This is a genomic window from Sporosarcina siberiensis (genome assembly GCF_042681925.1).
Taxonomy (GTDB): Bacteria; Bacillota; Bacilli; order Bacillales_A; family Planococcaceae; genus Sporosarcina; species Sporosarcina siberiensis.
Genome location: NZ_JBHUGI010000005.1, coordinates 1 through 18331 on the forward strand (window position 1 = coordinate 1; position 18331 = coordinate 18331).

General features: G+C 36.6%; 19 protein-coding genes. 1 reads left to right on the forward strand and 18 read right to left on the reverse strand.

Annotation, left to right across the window (positions count from 1 at the left end):
- Positions 1–94: 94 nt before the first annotated feature.
- The 18 genes from ACFSFY_RS02380 to ACFSFY_RS02465 form a co-directional block, all read right to left on the reverse strand.
- Complete coding sequence (locus tag ACFSFY_RS02380) at positions 95–910, reverse strand: EpsG family protein (protein ID WP_381535679.1); 816 nt, start codon at positions 908–910, stop codon at positions 95–97.
- 77 nt (positions 911–987) lie between these two features.
- Positions 988–2070: a glycosyltransferase gene (locus ACFSFY_RS02385; protein ID WP_381535584.1), complete on the reverse strand. Its 1083-nt coding sequence runs from the start codon at positions 2068–2070 to the stop codon at positions 988–990.
- A gap of 130 nt (positions 2071–2200) precedes the next feature.
- Positions 2201–3430, reverse strand: a complete 1230-nt coding sequence (locus ACFSFY_RS02390; RefSeq protein ID WP_381535585.1) for a glycosyltransferase family 4 protein — start codon at positions 3428–3430, stop codon at positions 2201–2203.
- A 24-nt stretch (positions 3431–3454) separates the two neighbouring features.
- Positions 3455–4225 carry a tyrosine-protein phosphatase gene (locus tag ACFSFY_RS02395; RefSeq protein ID WP_381535586.1) on the reverse strand — a complete coding sequence of 257 codons (771 nt, stop codon included), beginning with the start codon at positions 4223–4225 and terminating at the stop codon, positions 3455–3457.
- Positions 4226–4261: 36 nt separating this feature from the next.
- Entirely contained in the window at positions 4262–4972 is a 711-nt protein-coding gene (locus ACFSFY_RS02400; protein ID WP_381535587.1) for a CpsD/CapB family tyrosine-protein kinase, read from the reverse strand.
- A complete protein-coding gene (locus ACFSFY_RS02405; RefSeq protein WP_381535588.1) occupies positions 4965–5705 on the reverse strand; it encodes a YveK family protein in 741 nt (246 codons plus the stop codon). The genes ACFSFY_RS02400 and ACFSFY_RS02405 overlap by 8 nt, the downstream gene beginning before the upstream one ends.
- Before the next feature lie 263 nt (positions 5706–5968).
- Positions 5969–7267: a phosphopyruvate hydratase gene (gene eno, locus ACFSFY_RS02410; protein WP_381535589.1), complete on the reverse strand. Its 1299-nt coding sequence runs from the start codon at positions 7265–7267 to the stop codon at positions 5969–5971.
- A 16-nt stretch (positions 7268–7283) separates the two neighbouring features.
- On the reverse strand, positions 7284–8810 hold the full coding sequence (gene gpmI / locus ACFSFY_RS02415) for a 2,3-bisphosphoglycerate-independent phosphoglycerate mutase (RefSeq protein ID WP_381535590.1): 1527 nt from the start codon (positions 8808–8810) through the stop codon (positions 7284–7286).
- A complete protein-coding gene (tpiA, locus tag ACFSFY_RS02420) occupies positions 8803–9564 on the reverse strand; it encodes a triose-phosphate isomerase (protein WP_381535591.1) in 762 nt (253 codons plus the stop codon). Before tpiA ends, gpmI begins: the two co-directional genes overlap by 8 nt.
- Positions 9565–9579: 15 nt before the next feature.
- Positions 9580–10764 carry a phosphoglycerate kinase gene (locus tag ACFSFY_RS02425; RefSeq protein ID WP_381535592.1) on the reverse strand — a complete coding sequence of 395 codons (1185 nt, stop codon included), beginning with the start codon at positions 10762–10764 and terminating at the stop codon, positions 9580–9582.
- A gap of 178 nt (positions 10765–10942) precedes the next feature.
- Positions 10943–11953: a type I glyceraldehyde-3-phosphate dehydrogenase gene (gene gap, locus ACFSFY_RS02430; protein WP_381535593.1), complete on the reverse strand. Its 1011-nt coding sequence runs from the start codon at positions 11951–11953 to the stop codon at positions 10943–10945.
- A gap of 20 nt (positions 11954–11973) precedes the next feature.
- Positions 11974–12999, reverse strand: a complete 1026-nt coding sequence (locus ACFSFY_RS02435) for a sugar-binding transcriptional regulator (RefSeq protein ID WP_381535594.1) — start codon at positions 12997–12999, stop codon at positions 11974–11976.
- Positions 13000–13105: 106 nt separating this feature from the next.
- Positions 13106–13339, reverse strand: coding sequence for a glutaredoxin family protein (locus ACFSFY_RS02440; RefSeq protein ID WP_381535595.1), 234 nt, complete (start codon positions 13337–13339; stop codon positions 13106–13108).
- Between the two features lie 96 nt (positions 13340–13435).
- Positions 13436–14233 carry a TPM domain-containing protein gene (locus ACFSFY_RS02445; RefSeq protein WP_381535680.1) on the reverse strand — a complete coding sequence of 266 codons (798 nt, stop codon included), beginning with the start codon at positions 14231–14233 and terminating at the stop codon, positions 13436–13438.
- On the reverse strand, positions 14233–14811 hold the full coding sequence (locus tag ACFSFY_RS02450) for a LemA family protein (protein ID WP_381535596.1): 579 nt from the start codon (positions 14809–14811) through the stop codon (positions 14233–14235). The genes ACFSFY_RS02445 and ACFSFY_RS02450 overlap by 1 nt, the downstream gene beginning before the upstream one ends.
- 269 nt (positions 14812–15080) lie before the next feature.
- Positions 15081–15365, reverse strand: coding sequence for a DegV family protein (locus tag ACFSFY_RS02455; RefSeq protein WP_381535597.1), 285 nt, complete (start codon positions 15363–15365; stop codon positions 15081–15083).
- Positions 15366–15461: 96 nt separating this feature from the next.
- Complete coding sequence (gene menC, locus ACFSFY_RS02460) at positions 15462–16574, reverse strand: o-succinylbenzoate synthase (protein WP_381535598.1); 1113 nt, start codon at positions 16572–16574, stop codon at positions 15462–15464.
- 45 nt (positions 16575–16619) lie between these two features.
- Positions 16620–17135: a GrpB family protein gene (locus tag ACFSFY_RS02465; protein WP_381535599.1), complete on the reverse strand. Its 516-nt coding sequence runs from the start codon at positions 17133–17135 to the stop codon at positions 16620–16622.
- A gap of 142 nt (positions 17136–17277) precedes the next feature.
- Between ACFSFY_RS02465 and ACFSFY_RS02470 the strand changes: the two genes are divergently transcribed.
- Positions 17278–17922, forward strand: coding sequence for a DNA alkylation repair protein (locus ACFSFY_RS02470; protein WP_381535600.1), 645 nt, complete (start codon positions 17278–17280; stop codon positions 17920–17922).
- The last annotated feature ends 409 nt before the right edge of the window (positions 17923–18331 follow it).

The window sequence follows — 18331 nt, forward strand, 5'->3', positions numbered from 1 at the left end:
TAGGGAAGGCCTCTTTTCTAGGATTGGTTGTGGTGACTTAATTCTACCAAGAAAAGGTCTTCCTTTTTGTATTTATTCATTTACACAAGATATTTTACACTCTCGATAGCCTGGCAGCAGTTAGCTCACCTGTGAATTGCAATATAAAATAAAACAACATGCTTATTATATAAACATTTAAGATTCTTTTGTTAAAATAATTATCCAATACTAACCAGTCGTAAAATACAAACATTATTATTAATAAAACAATTCTAGAAAAACTTTGAAAATCAATTAAATTAAATGATAAACCTGATTGTAAATAAGGCCCTAACTTTTCAGTGATAAATGGAATTGGAATGTAATTAAAGATAAAACCTAAAGGCAATATAGAAAATATTACACTTATAACTGTTAGTAAGATTAAATGATTCTTCTTAAAGTTAATATTAGATATGAAATACAGTAATATTAGGACTAATGCAGTGTAGTCAATAAAAGCCAATGCAATCGAAATTAAAACAATTTTATAGGGCTTGTTTTCTTTGATACACTTTAATAAGTAATAAAGACCAATCGCTATTGTTAGTCCCTGTCTAAGCCCGCTAAAAGTCCAAACTAGATAAAACATAGAAAAATACAGGAACATTGCTAACGTAGGGTTCTTACTATATTTAACTGACATTTTATATATATAAAATAAATTTATTGCAGCAATAATGGCTAAGTATGATTGATAAGGAATTCCCATACTTCTTGAAATAGATCCCATAATCTTAAATCCAAGTTCTTGATTATCTAAACCATATTTAATTTCCGTTATTAATGAGTCACTTAATCTTGAATATAAAAATTCATAAGCGAAATAATCCGCTCCAATTCCGTATCTAAAGAATGAGATTAATGCCAATATTAATGTAAAAAGAATTAGGAACTTTTTTTGTTATTTCCAAAGAAAGAGAACAGCACACCCAAAATAAAAACAATGTAAAACATAGTTTCCACCTATGTTAAAACGACGTCAATTATCGAAGCCGTTTCCCCTACCTCTTCTTTAAATCCATAATCCGTTATGAGCCTGTACTCCATATTGTTGTTTAACATTTCTTTCATTAAATCACCTAGTTGCTCACCATTAAATGGGTTGAAAAAATATGCATTTTTATATCCTTTTAAAATCTCTTGTGAAAATGGACAATCTGAAGCAAATATTACCCCATTATGTAATTTAGCCTCCAACAATGGTAATCCAAAAGTCTCGACATAAGAGGGAAATAAAAGTATTGATTTCGTATACATTTCAAATACTTCTTCACGGGTCATAGATCCTATGAAGTGGATAGGTAGTTGTTCTTTAAGGACCTGTTTTTTCAGGTTGGAAATATGCTCATTTTCATTCCCATTTAAGGTTAATAGAACTTTATAGTCCAAAACTGAGTGTCTTTTTAACTCTATGCAGGCTTTAATAATAATTAAATGATTCTTATATTCCATCTCATTCGCTGGATAGAAAAATGTATTTCGAGATTCTCCTATATTCTTGTAAAAGGATTTTGGGTATAGATTAAATTCAGGGGAAATAACTTGAAACTTATTTTCTTTTACTTGTGCTTTTTCTATGCACGCATTTTTCATCCACTCTGTTTGCACAATTACTTTATCGGCCTTTTTAATTGAGCTTATAATTCTCTTTCCAATGACATTTTGATACATCCAAAGTAATTTATTTTCTTTGAAATTAAATTTATAATCTACAAATGGCAACGATTGATGTACATACAATATTTGTTCACAACTAATCCTGGGGATATTTACATTTTGAAGTGAAAATACTTTATCCACATTGTATTTCTTAACCAAAATGGGCGCTATCATACTATCAAAATAAAATCTATGTCCCCAACTTTTTTTTACCCAAGGAAAGTTTAGCACTTTGATATTATTATTTTCTTTTAATTGTGGAGTGCTAATTACAAAAATCCAGTTCACAGTTTTATCTTCATAATTTAAAACTTGATTGTAAAAGTCATTTAATACGGATAAAGCACCTCCGCTATTAGCAGGGACATTAATAACCAGTATATTCATGCCATCACGCCTTCTTTCAAACGTATTTATAAAATATCATGCTAAAGATAAGTTAAGCGTTTTCCATATACTACCTGGAAAGTCTTGTGCTAGTCCTTTTTATACATTACTTTATTGTCCAACCTCTAAATCATACTCTTATACTATTAGGTAGTTTTTCTATAATTAGTTCATAGTATTTTTCGATATTCATTTCTTTTGTATATTTTGTTGTATAAAGTTTTTTAGCATTAATAGAGTGTTTTTGCTTTAGTACTGTATCTTCTTTATATTGCTCAATAGCATTTGTTAGACCTTGAACATCGCCTTGAAGAATACTTTCTCCACATTCATAAGTCAAAACGTCTATTGCGATATCGGTTTTGGATGACATAATTGCAATAATTGGTTTGCCTGCTGCAAGATAACCATATGTCTTACTTGGAACACCCATTCCTTCAACCCCTTGTTCCAAACTGACAATACATAAATCACTGATTTTTAATACATCTGCATATTCCGATCCCGTTAAAAATCCATACACCTTTGCATTGTTGATATTATGTTGTTCGATGTAGTTTTTAACTTCTTGCATTTTCGTACCATGACCACAAAATATAAAGAGAATCTCCGAATTGTTTTTATATGTTAATAGACCTTCTAGTATTGTGTTCATATCTTGAAATAAGCCCATATTTCCTGAATATAAGACTACAAATGTATTTTCCTCATAAATTTTTATATACTCTTCATTTATTATTTCCTGATTCACAACAGAGGCTTCATTGGAGTACCAATTCGGAATGACTTCAAGATTTTTAGTAGTCTGCGCCAGTCCATTTTCTACAACATAATCCTTCATCTCACTGCCCAATAGAATCACTTTATGTGCTTTTCTATACACTCTTTTATTTATAAAATTCATAAGTCTATGAATGACTCCGCCTTTTTTTATTAAATCCATTTTTAAAGCGTTGTCTGGATACACATCAAAAGAAACAAATATGAATTTGTTTCCAAAAAACTTGTTTAAGTAGTAAGGAATTAGTGGAAGGATTGGAGGATTTGAATAGACGATAATTGTTTTAAACCCTCTTAAATAGTTAGTCTTGGAAAGCATTGCAACGAATAATGTAAAGAAATTTAGAATTCTACCAACCTTTTTTTTGTCATTAAATGTCGCATAAGTAACCCTTTTTATCGTTACTCCATTTATTTCTTTGTCATAACTTACTGCTCGTTTAGATCCAGGATTTCCACTTAATACTCCCACTGATAACCCTCTTTCTCTTAATCCAATAGCAAGTTCTGTAGGTAAGGTAGCTGACGAGATTGGTTCAGGGTAAAAGTATTGACAAAGTATCGCTACATCTTTCTTCATCTTCTCACTCTCTTCTAACCTTATTTACATGCGAACAAGACCCCACCACTTCTTTCCAGAAGGTATTGCAGGCTCCAAAATGATAAACGGCGTATCTGTTAGAATACGTTTATTGTTTTCAAGTAAAACTTCTATCATTTCATGATGCCCTTTTTTCTTAAGGTATTTGAGACCTTCATTAAATAATAGTGGGCGTGTTTCCAAGTTATGCACATCCGAACCATACGTATGAATCAGGTTTGCCTCTATCAGTCGGAGTGCCAGTTTTTGCACATCTTTGCCAAAATGACCTGACAAACTACCGCCTGTTACTTGTGCTGTCGCACCATGCCGAACAAGTTTTTCAAGTCGCTCAGGATTTTCCGCAATCCCGCGATTACGTTCTGGATGTGCAATGATCGGGACTTTTCCATCGGCAATTATTAGCTGAATAATTCTGGTAGTATAAGCTGGGACTGAGTCTGATGGAAGTTCCAGAAGAACGTATCTAGAGTTCGCTAGTGTCATTGCCTCTCCAGTTTTTAAGTTTTGTATGATTTTTTCATGGAGTCGTATTTCCTGGCCAAAATGTACAGTAATCTGTACATTTTCTTCTTGCAAAAGCTTCGTTAGATCCCCTATCTTTTTCATGACAATTTCTCTTGTCACATGATACCGAGACCCAAAAGCATGTGGTGTAGCGATAATTTCTTTTATTCCTTCTTTTTCAGCATGATTAAGAATTCGAAGTGTCTCTTCAATTGATTTGGCTCCGTCATCTACATCAAATAAAAAGTGACTGTGTATATCAATCACTTAGCATCACCTCCTCTAGATTTTTTTATAATTTCTCTATACTTTTGATACCGGATAATAGTTTTCAGAATAATAATGACTTTTCTCCAATTTAAAATTATTTAACAATGTTCCAATAATATTTGCTTTAGAAGCTTGTAATACTTCCTTTGCTTTTTTAGCACTTTCTTTATCTGTAACTCCCGAATTTACAACGAGAATGGTACCATCACATTTATTCGCCAATATTTGTGCATCAGCTATAGAAAGAACTGGAGGTGCGTCAAAAACGATAACGTCGTATTTCAACTTTAGTTCTTTAATTAACAGATCCATTGATTTTGATCCTAGTAGCTCTGCAGGATTTGGAGGGATTTGACCACAAGTTATTAAATTTAATCCTTCAACCCCGGTCTGCTTTACGACATCATCCACATTCCATTGCCTTGTAAGCAAGTTGGATAGTCCTGCTGTGTTTGTTGTGCGAAAAGTATAATGCATGGTAGGTCTTCTCATATCCCCATCCACCAACAACACCTTTTTTCCTTCTTGAGCAAACACAATCGCAATATTTGCAGCAGAAGTAGATTTTCCTTCTCCTGAAGTAGCTGATGTAATTAAAATCGTTTTCAAGTCTTTATCTGGCATTGAAAAGTTGATATTTGTACGTATCGTTCGATATTGTTCCGATACAATTGATTGTGTATTATCCCTTGTCACAAGACTTCTTGGAGAAATTTGCAGTAGCAACTTTTTCTTTTTAAACATTCATTAATCGCCCCTTTCCCTTTTCGCTACTACTTTTCTTTATTTTCTTCATTTTCACTGGAGAAATCGGACTCACAAAACCCAGCATTGGCAATCCAAGAAATTCTTCAATATCTTGTTCCGTCTTTATCGTTGTATCTAAGTATTCGAGCATGAATGCAATTCCAGTACCAACCATTAATCCCATAACAGCAGCAATCGCAATATTTAATATGGGACTCGGCTTAATTGGTGATTGATTTTCATTGTAAATAGCTGGTGAGAGGACATTTACATTATCCATGTTCATCAACATCTTGATTTCTTCTTGAAATACCTCTGCAATCGTATTTGCAACTTGAACGGATCTTTCTAAATTTATATCTTGGACACTAACATTAATTACTTGTGAATTTTGAGCACTATTTACAGACACTTTTGAATGAAGTTCAGAAGGAGTCGTGTTCAACTCCATTTTCTCTATTACTATTGATAAAATTGCATGACTTTTTATTATGACATTATACGTATTAATGAGTTGTAAATTCGTTTGGATATCAGGTGTACTTCCTGAACTTGTAGACTCTTTCGGCTGATTTATAAGTATTTGTGTGGATGATTCGTAAATGGGTGTTAAATAGTTGTAACTAACAACTGCAGCGGCTCCTACTGCGAATAAAACGATGCATGTAATAAGTAAAAGTCTTTTGCGAATCGTTTTAAAGAGTTCTTGTAAACTTAATGTTTCTTCCAAATGCAACCACATCCCCTTCTTCACGGCATTACTATTGTTAACCAATCTTTCTCATAATATACTTAGAAAGCTATTGGATTATGAGTTTCTTTAATCCGACTTGTACTCTACTTAATGAATCATATTTATAAGTTGTCCCAGTTCTTGCTTTCTCAATGCATCTTATGCGGATTCAAACTTTTTTAGTCCAATTTTCAAAGATGTATAACTTATTGCCGTATTTTTTGGATAAAAAAAAGCCCGCATATGCGGGCTTTTAAGTATTACTTCTTCAAATTATAAAATGTTTTCAATCCATAATATTCTGCCGTATTGTCGAGTTGGTCTTCAATTCGAAGCAACTGATTGTATTTTGCAACACGGTCTGAACGTGACGGTGCACCTGTTTTAATTTGTCCTGCGTTTGTTGCAACTGCGATATCAGCAATCGTTGTATCTTCAGATTCACCAGAACGATGGGAAATGATAGCTGTAAAGCCGGCACGTTTCGCCATTTCGATTGCATCAAATGTTTCTGTTAGTGTACCAATTTGATTCACTTTAATGAGAATCGAGTTGCCTACGCCTTCTTTAATTCCACGTGCCAATTTCTCTGTGTTTGTAACAAACAGATCATCACCAACAAGTTGAACTCTATCCCCTAATCGTTCAGTTAATAGTTTATGTCCAGCCCAGTCATTTTCATCGAGTCCATCTTCGATCGAAATGATTGGATATTTGTCGCAAAGCTTCTCATACCAATCAACCATTTCAGCAGATGTTCTTTTCACGCCTTCACCAGCTAGATTGTATGTTTTTTCATCTTTATTATAAAATTCAGATGCTGCAACATCCAATGCAAGAAGAATTTCTTCGCCTGGTTTGTAACCAGCTTTTTCGATGGCTTCTAGTATAGTGTCCAGTGCCTCTTCGCTCGAAGCCAAGTTTGGAGCGAATCCGCCTTCATCGCCGACAGAAGTATTCATGCCTTTACTTTGCAACACTGTGCGTAGACTATGGAAGATTTCCGCTCCCATACGAAGACCATGTCTAAATGATTCAGCACCTACAGGCATAATCATAAATTCTTGAATGTCTACGTTATTATCTGCATGTTCGCCACCATTTAAGATGTTCAACATTGGAACTGGTAATTGTTTCGCGTTTACTCCACCTAAGTATTGATACAAGGGAACATCAAGATAATCAGCTGCTGCATGTGCAACGGCCATCGATACGCCTAATATTGCATTTGCGCCTAATTTACCTTTATTCGGTGTACCATCAAGTTCAATTAATACTTTATCAATTACTACTTGGTCAAGAACCGAATAGCCTTCTTCAAGTAATTCTTCTGCAATGTTTTCATTTACATGACTAACGGCTTTTAAAACACCTTTTCCATTGTAACGTTTTTCATCACCATCACGTAGTTCAACTGCTTCGTACTCACCTGTTGACGCACCTGAAGGAACGATTGCTCGCCCAAAAGCACCGCTTAGTGTAAATACTTCAACTTCTACCGTTGGATTTCCACGTGAATCAAGAACTTCTCTTGCTTGGATATTTGTAATAATCGGCATGTTTTTCTCCCCTTAATCAAAATAATGAATTTCCTGTCATTTTGTCTGGTTGTTTTAAATCAAGTAATTTTAGCATTGTTGGAGCAAGGTCTGCTAGTATTCCGCCTTCACGCAAAACTAGATCTGGATGCGTAACAATTACCGGAACAGGGTTCGTAGTATGTGCAGTCATTGGAGTACCTTCTATAGTAATTACTTCATCGGCATTCCCATGATCTGCGGTAACAATTGCAGATCCACCTTTTGCATGGAGTGCGTCAATAATTATTCCTAGACATTCATCAACAGTTTCAATTGCTTTTATAGTTGGTTCAAGAAGCCCACTATGTCCAACCATATCAGGATTCGCAAAATTAAGTATAATCGCGTCAAATAAATCATTATCGATTGCATTTATTAATGCATTTGTTACTTCATACGCACTCATTTCTGGCTTCAAATCATAAGTTGCAACTTTAGGAGAAGCAATGAGTATACGCTCTTCACCAAGGAACTTTTCTTCTCTACCACCACTCATGAAGAAAGTGACATGTGGATATTTTTCTGTTTCTGCAATTCTTAACTGTCTCAGTCCATTGTTTGAAATTACTTCACCTAATGTATCCTCAAGGTTTTCATTATTAAAAGCAACATCTGCCACAACTTCATCACTGTAATGGGTAAAGGTTACAAATTTCAAATTCTTAAATTTCTTAGCTTCTTTTTCAAAACCAATAAATGTATTGTCGGTAAATGCCCGAGATAGTTGAATCGAACGGTCTGGACGGAAGTTAAAAAACACCACGGCATCCGAATCTTCAACTGTTGCAACAGGCTGACCAAGTTCTTCTATAATAAACGGCATGACAAATTCATCATTGACGTCTTGTTCATACGAACGAAGCACACCTGCTGTAGGAGTTACCGCTGTAAGTGCAGTTCCATAAACGATTGCATTGTATGCTTTTTCTACTCGATCCCATCGTTTATCACGATCCATTGCGTAGTAACGACCGGATACTGAAGCAATTTTTCCAACACCGATTTCTTCTATCATTGTTTCGGTTTGTTGTAGATAATCAAGAGCAGATTGTTGGGCAACATCCCGTCCATCTAAAAACACATGGACAAAAACTTGATCTACATCATTTAATTTTGCTAGTTTTAAAAGTGCAAATAAATGTTCATCATGGCTATGTACCCCTCCATCAGAGAGAAGGCCTATTAAATGTAAAGCGGAATTATTTTCTTTTACATGTGCAATTGCTTTATGAAGGGCTGTATTTTGGAAAAAGTCTGCTTCACGAATCGATTTGTTAATGCGAGTCAGATTTTGATAGACAATTCTTCCAGCACCTATATTTAAATGTCCTACCTCAGAATTCCCCATCTGCCCTTCGGGGAGACCAACTGCCTCACCTGATGCGGTTAACGTCGTGTGAGGAAAGTTTTCCCAGAGTAAATCAAAACTTGGTTTCTTTGCCTGTGCAACGGCATTACCCATAGTTTCTCCGCGTAACCCAAAACCGTCAAGAATGATTAAAGCTACCGGACCATTACTCATACGATGCAGCCTCAATTAGTTTTAAAAACGAATTAGAATCTAAGCTTGCCCCACCTACAAGTGCACCGTCTATATGTTCCTTTGTAAGAAGTTCTTCTATATTTTCAGGTTTAACACTACCACCGTATTGAATTCGGACTTTATTTGCTACATCCGCACCATACAATTCCTCAACCGTATTTCGGATTGCGTGACAAACCTCATTGGCATCGTCAGCTGTAGCTGTCTTTCCAGTTCCGATTGCCCAAATTGGTTCATAAGCAATTACCGCTTTTTCGATTGTCTCACCTGTTCTATTTAGAAATGCTTTTGTTACTTGATTTGAGACTATTTCAACTGTTTTATTGCTTTCGCGTTCCTCTAAAGATTCCCCAACGCAAACAATTGGCGTTAGGTTCGATTCAAACGCCGCCTTAACTTTCTTATTTACCGACTGATCTGTTTCGTTAAAATACATACGACGCTCTGAATGACCGATGATGACATATTGAACACCAAGATTACTAAGCATTGTAGGGCTGATTTCTCCTGTAAATGCCCCTTCGATTTCTTCATGCATCGTCTGTGCACCAATTTTAATTGAATATCCTTTTGTAATTTCTGCAAGCTCGTACAGGTACGGGGCAGGTGGACAAATGACTGCTTCTACAATTTCCGATTCAATTAATTTCCCTTTTACTTCTTGAGCAAAATTCTTTGCTTCATCGATTGTTTTATACATTTTCCAATTCCCAGCAATGATACGTTTCCGCAAAAAAAACACCTCCATTTACTTATCGTCTAATGCAGTAACACCTGGTAACTCTTTGCCCTCCATGAATTCAAGAGAAGCGCCACCGCCTGTAGAAATATGATCCATTTTATCACCTACACCGAACTTCTTAACTGCAGCGGCGGAATCACCACCACCAATTACGGTATACGCATTCGTTTTCGCCATAACTTCTGTAATGCTTTTCGTCCCATTTTCAAATGGTTTCATTTCAAAAACACCCATAGGTCCATTCCAAATAATTAGTTTAGACTTATTTATAATATCAGAATACAATTCAATCGTTTTAGATCCAATATCCAGTCCCATCCATCCTTCTGGAATAGAATCGATTGAGACTTCTTTCGTTAATGTGTCCGCTGAAAATTCTTTCGCAATTACAGCATCGACTGGTAGGTAGAGTTTCACACCTTTTTCTTCAGCCTTTTTAATAAAATACTTAGCCAGTTCAACTTTATCTTCTTCTACAAGCGAATTGCCGATTTCGTACCCCTGTGCTTTTGAAAAAGTATAAGAAAGCCCGCCACCAATTAGTAAATTATCTACTTTATCTAGTAATTGATCGATAACGCCTATCTTATCTTTCACTTTGGCCCCGCCGATAATTGCTGTGAATGGACGCTCCGGATTTGTACGTGCTTTTCCCAATACATCAATTTCTTTTTCCAATAAAAAACCAGAAACTGCTGGAATATGTTCTGCGATACCAGCTGTTGAGGCATGTGCACGATGTGCAACTCCAAAAGCATCATTGACAAATACATCTGCCAAGTCCGCAAACTTCTTCGCTAAATCCGAATCATTTTGTTCCTCACCAGGATGGAAACGAACATTTTCAAGAAGAACAATATCTCCATTTTGCATAGAAGAAATGGCATTCTCTACTTCTTCTCCAATAGATGAATCTAGTTTTACAATGGATTTCCCAAGCAACTCTACAAGCTTTTCGCCCGCTCCTGTAAGTCGTAGTTTCTCATTCACTTCACCTTTTGGACGACCGAGATGACTTGCAAGGATAACTTTTGCACCATGTTCTATTAAGTATTTGATAGTTGGAATTGCTGCACGGATTCTAGTATCGTCCGTTATTATTCCATCTTCTGTCGGTACATTAAAATCTACTCGACAAAAAACGCGTTTTCCTTCAAGCTGCATATCTTTCATTGTCTTTTTAGACATCATGAAAAATGCCCACCTCCACATTAAATTAAAAATGAGGAACGGTATATTTACCGTTCCTCATACCCATTTACATTATAATGTTTATTAAGCTATATGGCTATGTTTTACTGCTTTTCAATTACTTCTTGACGTAATTGTGTCCGAATTTCAGTGCTTTTTCAAAATTCAGGAAGAGGTATTAAGATAAAACTTTCGTATACATATAAATCGCCAAATCAATACACCGTACTGAATAAGCAGTTTCGTTATCGTACCAGGCAATTACCTTCACCATATTCCCTTCAAGAACCATAGTGGACAAGCCATCTATTGTTGATGAAGAAGGATTTCCATTATAATCACTAGAAACTAAAGGAAGATCACTGTACACCATTATTCCTTTTAATTCATTTTCAGAGGAATCTTTAAAAGCCTTATTTACCTCTTCGACTGTAACGGTTTTATCAAGCTCCGCAACTAAATCTACAAGTGACACATTGGGTGTTGGAACCCGGACAGCCATTCCATCAAGTCTACCTTTCATTTCAGGGATTACTTTTGCTACTGAAGCAGCAGCACCTGTCGTCGTTGGAATCATGGATTCGGCAGCTGCACGTGCACGTCTATAATCCGAATGTGGTAAATCTAACAACCTTTGATCATTTGTGTATGAGTGAATTGTAGTCATCAATCCACGTTTCACTCCGAATTTGTCATTAAGAACTTTCACGACAGGAGCTAAGCAGTTTGTTGTGCAAGAAGCATTTGAAATAATGTCATCCTTTTCAGGATCATATATTTCATGATTCACTCCCATAACAAGCGTTGTTAACTCTCCTTGTGCAGGTGCGGACAAAATAACTTTTTTCGCCCCCGCATCAATATGCTTTTGTAACGTTTCTCTTGTACGGAAAATACCTGTTGCCTCAATTACAAAATCTATATCAAGTTCACCCCAAGGCAAAGAAGAAGGATCCTTCTCACTAAATACTTGAATCTTTTTACCATTAACAAGTATATTGTTTTCATCTACACCAATTTCAGCATCAAAAACACCATGAACTGTATCGTATTTAAGTAAATGTGCAAGCATTGCAGCATCCGCTAAATCGTTGATTGCAACTACCTCAATCTTCCCTGATTTTAATGCTTCCCTTAAAACAACTCTACCCACTCGTCCAAATCCATTAATTGCAACTTTTATCGTCATTTCTATTCCTCCACTACTCGTTATTTAACACACTCTGTTAAAAGGCGTAACATTTCGTTGGCTGCACTTTCGTCTGTAACAAGGATCGTTTGTTTAGGTGCACTTGCCATATAGGACAGAATCGCTTCCGCCTTATTCTTTCCTCCAGCCACAGCAATAATCAATGGTACTTCTTGTAATTGCTCAGTTTGAATTCCAACTGTTCGTAAGCGTTGAACTTCTTTACCACTCCGGTCAAAATAATAACCAAACGATTCCCCTTTCGCTCCCTTTTCCAATAAAAGTTGTTGTTCTTCCATTGATGAATTGCGAAGTTTGGCCATTGTCTGTGCGTCACCTATTCCGTGCAAGACACAATCGGTAGTATTATAAAGATCAATCATCTTCAAGATAGCAGGATCCTTTAGGAATGCTTTATGAGCTTCTTCGCCTAACGCTTCGGGATAATAGAATGCTTTATATGAACTGTCGCATGCCTCTGCAAAGGAAGCCGCAATTACATTTGCCTGCAAACCAATTTCTTCCCCTACTCCTCCACGTGCCGCTATGAAAAGTAAATCTTTTTGGAGCATAGAACTCTTAATATATTTAGGTATTAGGGCGATAGACGTACCACCCGTAACTGCAACTGTTTTCCCATCACCAATTTCATTCATAAATTGCTTTGCCGCCTCGATGCCAAGCGAACTATTTTCAGTCGAGCCATCCACAACTTTTACGGATCGAATTCCAAGGAAGTCTTCTAGTTTCTTTGCAAGTAAAGATAGTCTGGACAGATTATCTATAGTTGTTTCAAGTGCATGTAGAACTTTTATTCCTTCGTTGGTAATGGATGTACCTGTTTTGGATATGTTTATTAATCGTTGGTCTCTGAGGTGATCGAGCATTGTTCGAATTTCACGTTCTGTCATATTGGATACTTCTCCGAGAGTTCTTCTCCCCACAGGTCCAGCTGCTTTTACCAACTTTAACAATCGGTATCTTTCCATCATTAACTCAACCATTTCTGGAACTAGTTTACTTTGAGCTTCAAAAACACTTTCCAAATTATCAACTCCTCATTCACCGAGGGGCGTTTAAAGTCCCTAACGAACATTAAACGTCCCACATGAATCAAAAAAATACTATACATGCATTATATACGTTTCAGCTTTACTTTACAAATAATTCAACAATGTCTACATATCCAATATTACCTGATAATAAAACTTCGTTATTCATTTCTATGACGGGAATCATGAACATATATTTTTCATGAGCCACATCATCTTCCAATATATTAACGCTTGTCCATGATAGCGGATAGTCTTCCCGAACCAATTCCATCATTCTTTCAGCATCATCACATAACGAACAACCCAACTTTGTATAAAAAACAATATGCATATCCAATCCCTCCACACAATTCATTCTTACTACGAGTATAAATGAAAAAGGGACAGCATTCCCCAAATGACGCTCAAGAGATACTGTCTTTTTTCTTTACCAACTTCTACCTGCTCCGCCTCCGCCAGTGGAACCTCCACCGCCGCCACGGAAACCACCACCGCCACCTCGGCCACCTCCGCCAAAATAACCCGGATAAACGATCGGTCCGCCACTTCTACGACCGCCAGACCCGCCGCCTCTTCCTCCTCTGCCACCTTTACCAAAACTCATAATGACGAAAAGGATAATAATTACTATTATCGGAAAAGGGATACCAAAACCGGTATCATCATCAGGATCGACTACAGTAACTGGTGCAACTGCGGTGTCCCAATTATATTCTTTAGCAATTTCATTGAAAAAAGTTTTGTATGCTTCCATGATTGCTAAATCGGGTTGTTCCTTTTTCAAATATGGAATAGCTACCGCATCAATGATTCTTCCTACTTTCCCATCTGGAAGTGCGCCTTCAAGGCCATAACCGACTTGTAAGTAAAAATGACGATTTCCATCTGAATTTTCTTCAGTTGTAACAACTAAAAGAGCGCCGTTATTATCTTCTTTCGTACCTAATCCATATTCACGGTATGCCTTCACCGAGAATTCTTCGACAGCTTCGTCACCAATATTCGGCATGATGAGTACAACAAGTTGTGCAGTTGTCGCGTCTTCCAATTGAAATGCATAGTTAGTGAGTTCTTTTACTTGTTCTTCGGATAGAACATTCGCAAAGTCTTGTATGAAAATGCTACTTCCTTTTGGTTTCGGGACTTCAGCTGCGAACGTCACCGATGTAAAAAAGGATAGCACGACGATCAATGATAGTAGAAAGCTGTTTACCAAATAACGCATCAATCTTTGTCATTTCCAAAATCAACTTTTGGTGCATCGCTCGCAGCTGCATCCGCTTGAAAATATTCTTTCTCTTCAAATCCAAATATTGAGGCAGTCAATTTTCCAGGAAAACGCTTTACTTGTTTGTTGTATTTCCCAACTTCAGTATTATAATCCTGTCTCGCAACGCCAATTCTATTTTCGGTGCCTTCAAGTGAATCCATCAATTGTATAAAGTTCTCATTTGCTTTTAAATCAGGATAGTTCTCAACAACTACCAGAAGGCGTCCTAATGCGCTTTCCAACTCTCCATTTGCCGCTGATTGCTCGTCAGGACCTTGAGCACCTGCAAGTTTAGCCCTTGCATTTGAGATATCTGAAATTACTTCTTTCTCATGACTTGCAAACCCTTTTACTGTTTCAACTAAGTTTGGAATTAAATCCAATCTTCTTTGCAACTGATTTTCAACTTGTGCATAAGATTCATTAATATTTTCTTCCAATGTGACAAATTTATTGTAGCTTGGAATAAGAACCAAAGCCGCAACAACCAACAATCCAACAATTACTAGTATCGGACCAAGTATCTTTTTCATTACACCACTCCTCATTCAGATTCTTTAATCATTACCCCAAACTTAACTATATTAAAACTTTAGGGTGTATTAAACTATACTGTCCAACATCCAGAAAAGTTTCATCATTTCAAACAAATCTTTAATAACAAAAAAGTACAATCCTACTGCAATGCTTTATCCTTCAATTCCTCTTAATCTCCATAGTGAGTAAAAACAAACACTTTTCGGCGACAAAAGTATAAATATACTTGTTTTCTTTTCATATTCCGGCTTACCCCAGTTTCGCATTAACAAATAATAACGGCGTTGCCTTCCTTGTCTATCGATACAATTAGTTTAATATTAAGAAGCTTTACTGCAAAACCATGAATTTTCTTTAACCGACCAGACCTTACCAGATATTCCAATGAATCCACACTTTCATAAATGAGTGTATTTTTTATTGTATTTTCAATTTCTTGAACAACCTCTTCAAATCTTTTACCCATAGCGATCTCTTCAGTTGCCCAGAAATCGAATAAAAGCATCTTCGTATCATTTCCAAAACTTGACCACTGGAACATCGCATTCATACAAAAGGAACACCCACAAACATTATCTTACAACGTTTGTGGGTGTTTCTACAGTTTATATAAAGTATAATGGGTGAACATTACCACCCACTATACTCATTTCTCTTTATAATTTAGTTCTTCTACTGTGAATTTATCCATAGCTTCGAGGTTCGGTTCATACCCAATGCCGTATGCGCTCGGTACGGTAATGTAACCATCTTCCACTACAACTTCTGGCGTGATTACATCTTCTTCCCAATAGCGCGATGATCCCGCTGTGTCTCCCGGAAGTATAAAGTTAGGTAATGTTGTAAGTGCAATATTATGGGCGCGACCAATTCCTGACTCAAGCATGCCTCCACACCAAACTGGGATTCCATGTGTCATGCAGTAATCGTGGATTTTTTTCGCTTCAGTTAACCCACCGACACGGCCAATTTTAATATTAATTATTTTTGTACTTCCAAGTTCAATCGCTTTTCGCGTATCTTCGAGCGAATGTATACTTTCGTCCAAACAGATTGGTGTTTCTATTTGTTTCTGCAAAGCAGCATGGTCTATGATGTCATCCGATGCAAGTGGTTGTTCTATCATTGTTAAATTGAATTCATCTAGTTGTTTAAGCAGTTGTACATCTTCCAGTGTATAAGCCGAGTTTGCATCTGCCATTAACGGTACGTCAGGGAAGTTTTTACGCAGCTCGCGAATCACTTCAACATCATAACCTGGTTTTATTTTCACTTTAATGCGTTTGTATCCTTCTTCAACAAAACCACGAACCGTTTCTACTAATTCGGCAGTATTTTCATGAATTCCAATACTAATTCCGACTTCAATCTTCTCAGCTTGCCCACCCAATGCATGTGCTAATGTCATTTTATTCCGCTTTGCATAAAGGTCCCAAATTGCACCTTCAACAGTCGATTTCGCCATATTGTTTTTTCGTATTGACGCGAATAATGAACTCACTTCATCCGGATGTCCAATTTCTTTTCCGATTACTAAAGGAATTAAAAAATCCTTGAGCATATGCAGATTTGTTTCGAGTGTTTCTTCGCTGTACCAAGGCGAACGGAATGCGACAGATTCACCCCATCCAGTGTTTCCATCCTCGTCCATTACTTCAAGTAATAGAAAGTCTCGTTCTTGTAACGTGCCAAAACTCGTAGTGAATGGATTTTTCATTGTCATTTTCATTTTTCGAATAGTAATCTCTTTAATAATCATTCAAATTCTCCTCATATTTTATATTTGGTGGAACCCTTTATCTTTTCATCCAATTTCATACCAAATGAGCGCTTTTTGTTCTAGTTCCTTAACAAATGTTTCTTTTCCATCCGCATAGGATACAATGTCATTCGGAAACTGTTGAGCTAGGTTTTCTTTTAAATCACCGTACATCTTAGCATCTTCAGAGTGTGTTCGCAGGTAATCTCTTACAGCTAGATGACGATTAATATCTTTCTTGTTATCTAGTTGAAATACGTGTATTTGATGTGTTCTATTATCCAATCCCTTTCTAAAATACCTTCTCCCTTTAATTCCGAACTCGCCCATACACTCATAACCAATCTCTTCCATTTGCTTATTAAATGAATCTATTTTTTCAATATCTTTTACTATTGGCATAATATCAATGATTGGCTTAGCTTTTAAACCGCTAACCGAAGTGCTTCCAATATGGTGAATATCAACTAACTCATCGCCAAGAAGTCCATTAATCCTACAAGATTCATCCTTGAACATCTGATGCCATTGTTCATTATGTTCTCTGACCTCAACCTTCATAAAGTTTCTCTCCTTTATTTTTAAATTCGAGTATTTTCTCAGGTCATTAACAGATATTTTCAAGTCTCTTCATACATGATACACTTTTAGAACTAAGTTAGGAGTGGTTTAATTGAAATAGCCGTGGGATCATAAAGGTGTCATGGAGAAATTCGGGGCCAATTATAACGAAGAACAAGCAGGTCCAATGGGGGCTTATATGAAAAATAATTTTGCTTTCTTAGGGATTAAGAGTCCTTTGCGTAAACAACTGTTGCGTGAATATTTCACGGAATATGCTTTGCCAGAACCAGAGCGACTCTTTGAAGAGGTATGGAAACTATATGATTTACCGAAACGAGAATATCAATATGCAGCATTTGCATTACTTGAGAAAATGAAGAAGTATTTGACGATTGAAGATTTACCTGAATTGCGTAAACTGATTGAAACAAAGTCTTGGTGGGATAGCATCGATTCGATTGCACCAAAGTTTGTTGGCGATTTTGTAAAAGCAGATCCTGAGCGTGGGGAAAAAGTGATGTTGGAGTGGTCACAGTCTGATAATATGTGGACAAACCGCGCCGCCATTTTACATCAATTAAAATTTAAACAGGCCATGAATACTCATATACTTTTTGATATTATTAAACAACATTTGGAATCCAACGAATTTTTTATTCAGAAAGCGATTGGCTGGGTTTTGCGAGAATACGCAAAAACAAATCCAGACATTGTGCATACATTTGTAGAGGAACATCCATTGAAACCTTTGAGTAAACGCGAGGCATTGAAACATTTTAAATAAGCTTGATGCCGAAATCAAAAAAGAGGTTGTACAATTTATGACGTTGGTGAAGTTTTTAATAAATATTTACTGAACAAAAAAGTTCTGTTGCCACTCGCTGATTTTCGTTCCGACCGGACGCGTTCCATTGTCGAAGAATACAAACCCTTTTTCTTAGGGCCACTCGTCGCGAAAACCACGCTCCTGCGGGGTCTCGACATTCGCCGGGAAGAATTGAAATTCATTCTTCCTAAATCCCATTGGAGTATTTGAGCCGTGGTCAACACGATGTTGATTATGCAGTCGGTGCGACAGGACGTCGCGTACTTAGACTGCGTCTGCACTCCGATCAGTAAAAAGATGTGGGAAACATCCTCTGTATATAGAAAATGGCTTTATTTACTTATACAATAATGGAGCAATTAAAGGG

Coding starts and splice junctions, on each gene's coding strand:
- ACFSFY_RS02385 (WP_381535584.1), bottom strand. CDS start 2,070: ATGAATATACTGGTTATTAATGTCCCTGCTAATAGCGGAGGTGCTTTA.
- ACFSFY_RS02390 (WP_381535585.1), bottom strand. CDS start 3,430: ATGAAGAAAGATGTAGCGATACTTTGTCAATACTTTTACCCTGAACCA.
- ACFSFY_RS02400 (WP_381535587.1), bottom strand. CDS start 4,972: ATGTTTAAAAAGAAAAAGTTGCTACTGCAAATTTCTCCAAGAAGTCTT.
- eno (WP_381535589.1), bottom strand. CDS start 7,267: ATGCCGATTATTACAAATATCCAAGCAAGAGAAGTTCTTGATTCACGT.
- gpmI (WP_381535590.1), bottom strand. CDS start 8,810: ATGAGTAATGGTCCGGTAGCTTTAATCATTCTTGACGGTTTTGGGTTA.
- ACFSFY_RS02425 (WP_381535592.1), bottom strand. CDS start 10,764: ATGATGTCTAAAAAGACAATGAAAGATATGCAGCTTGAAGGAAAACGC.
- gap (WP_381535593.1), bottom strand. CDS start 11,953: ATGACGATAAAAGTTGCAATTAATGGATTTGGACGAGTGGGTAGAGTT.
- ACFSFY_RS02440 (WP_381535595.1), bottom strand. CDS start 13,339: ATGCATATTGTTTTTTATACAAAGTTGGGTTGTTCGTTATGTGATGAT.
- ACFSFY_RS02445 (WP_381535680.1), bottom strand. CDS start 14,233: ATGCGTTATTTGGTAAACAGCTTTCTACTATCATTGATCGTCGTGCTA.
- ACFSFY_RS02450 (WP_381535596.1), bottom strand. CDS start 14,811: ATGAAAAAGATACTTGGTCCGATACTAGTAATTGTTGGATTGTTGGTT.
- ACFSFY_RS02455 (WP_381535597.1), bottom strand. CDS start 15,365: ATGAATGCGATGTTCCAGTGGTCAAGTTTTGGAAATGATACGAAGATG.
- menC (WP_381535598.1), bottom strand. CDS start 16,574: ATGATTATTAAAGAGATTACTATTCGAAAAATGAAAATGACAATGAAA.
- ACFSFY_RS02465 (WP_381535599.1), bottom strand. CDS start 17,135: ATGAAGGTTGAGGTCAGAGAACATAATGAACAATGGCATCAGATGTTC.
- ACFSFY_RS02470 (WP_381535600.1), top strand. CDS start 17,278: ATGGAGAAATTCGGGGCCAATTATAACGAAGAACAAGCAGGTCCAATG.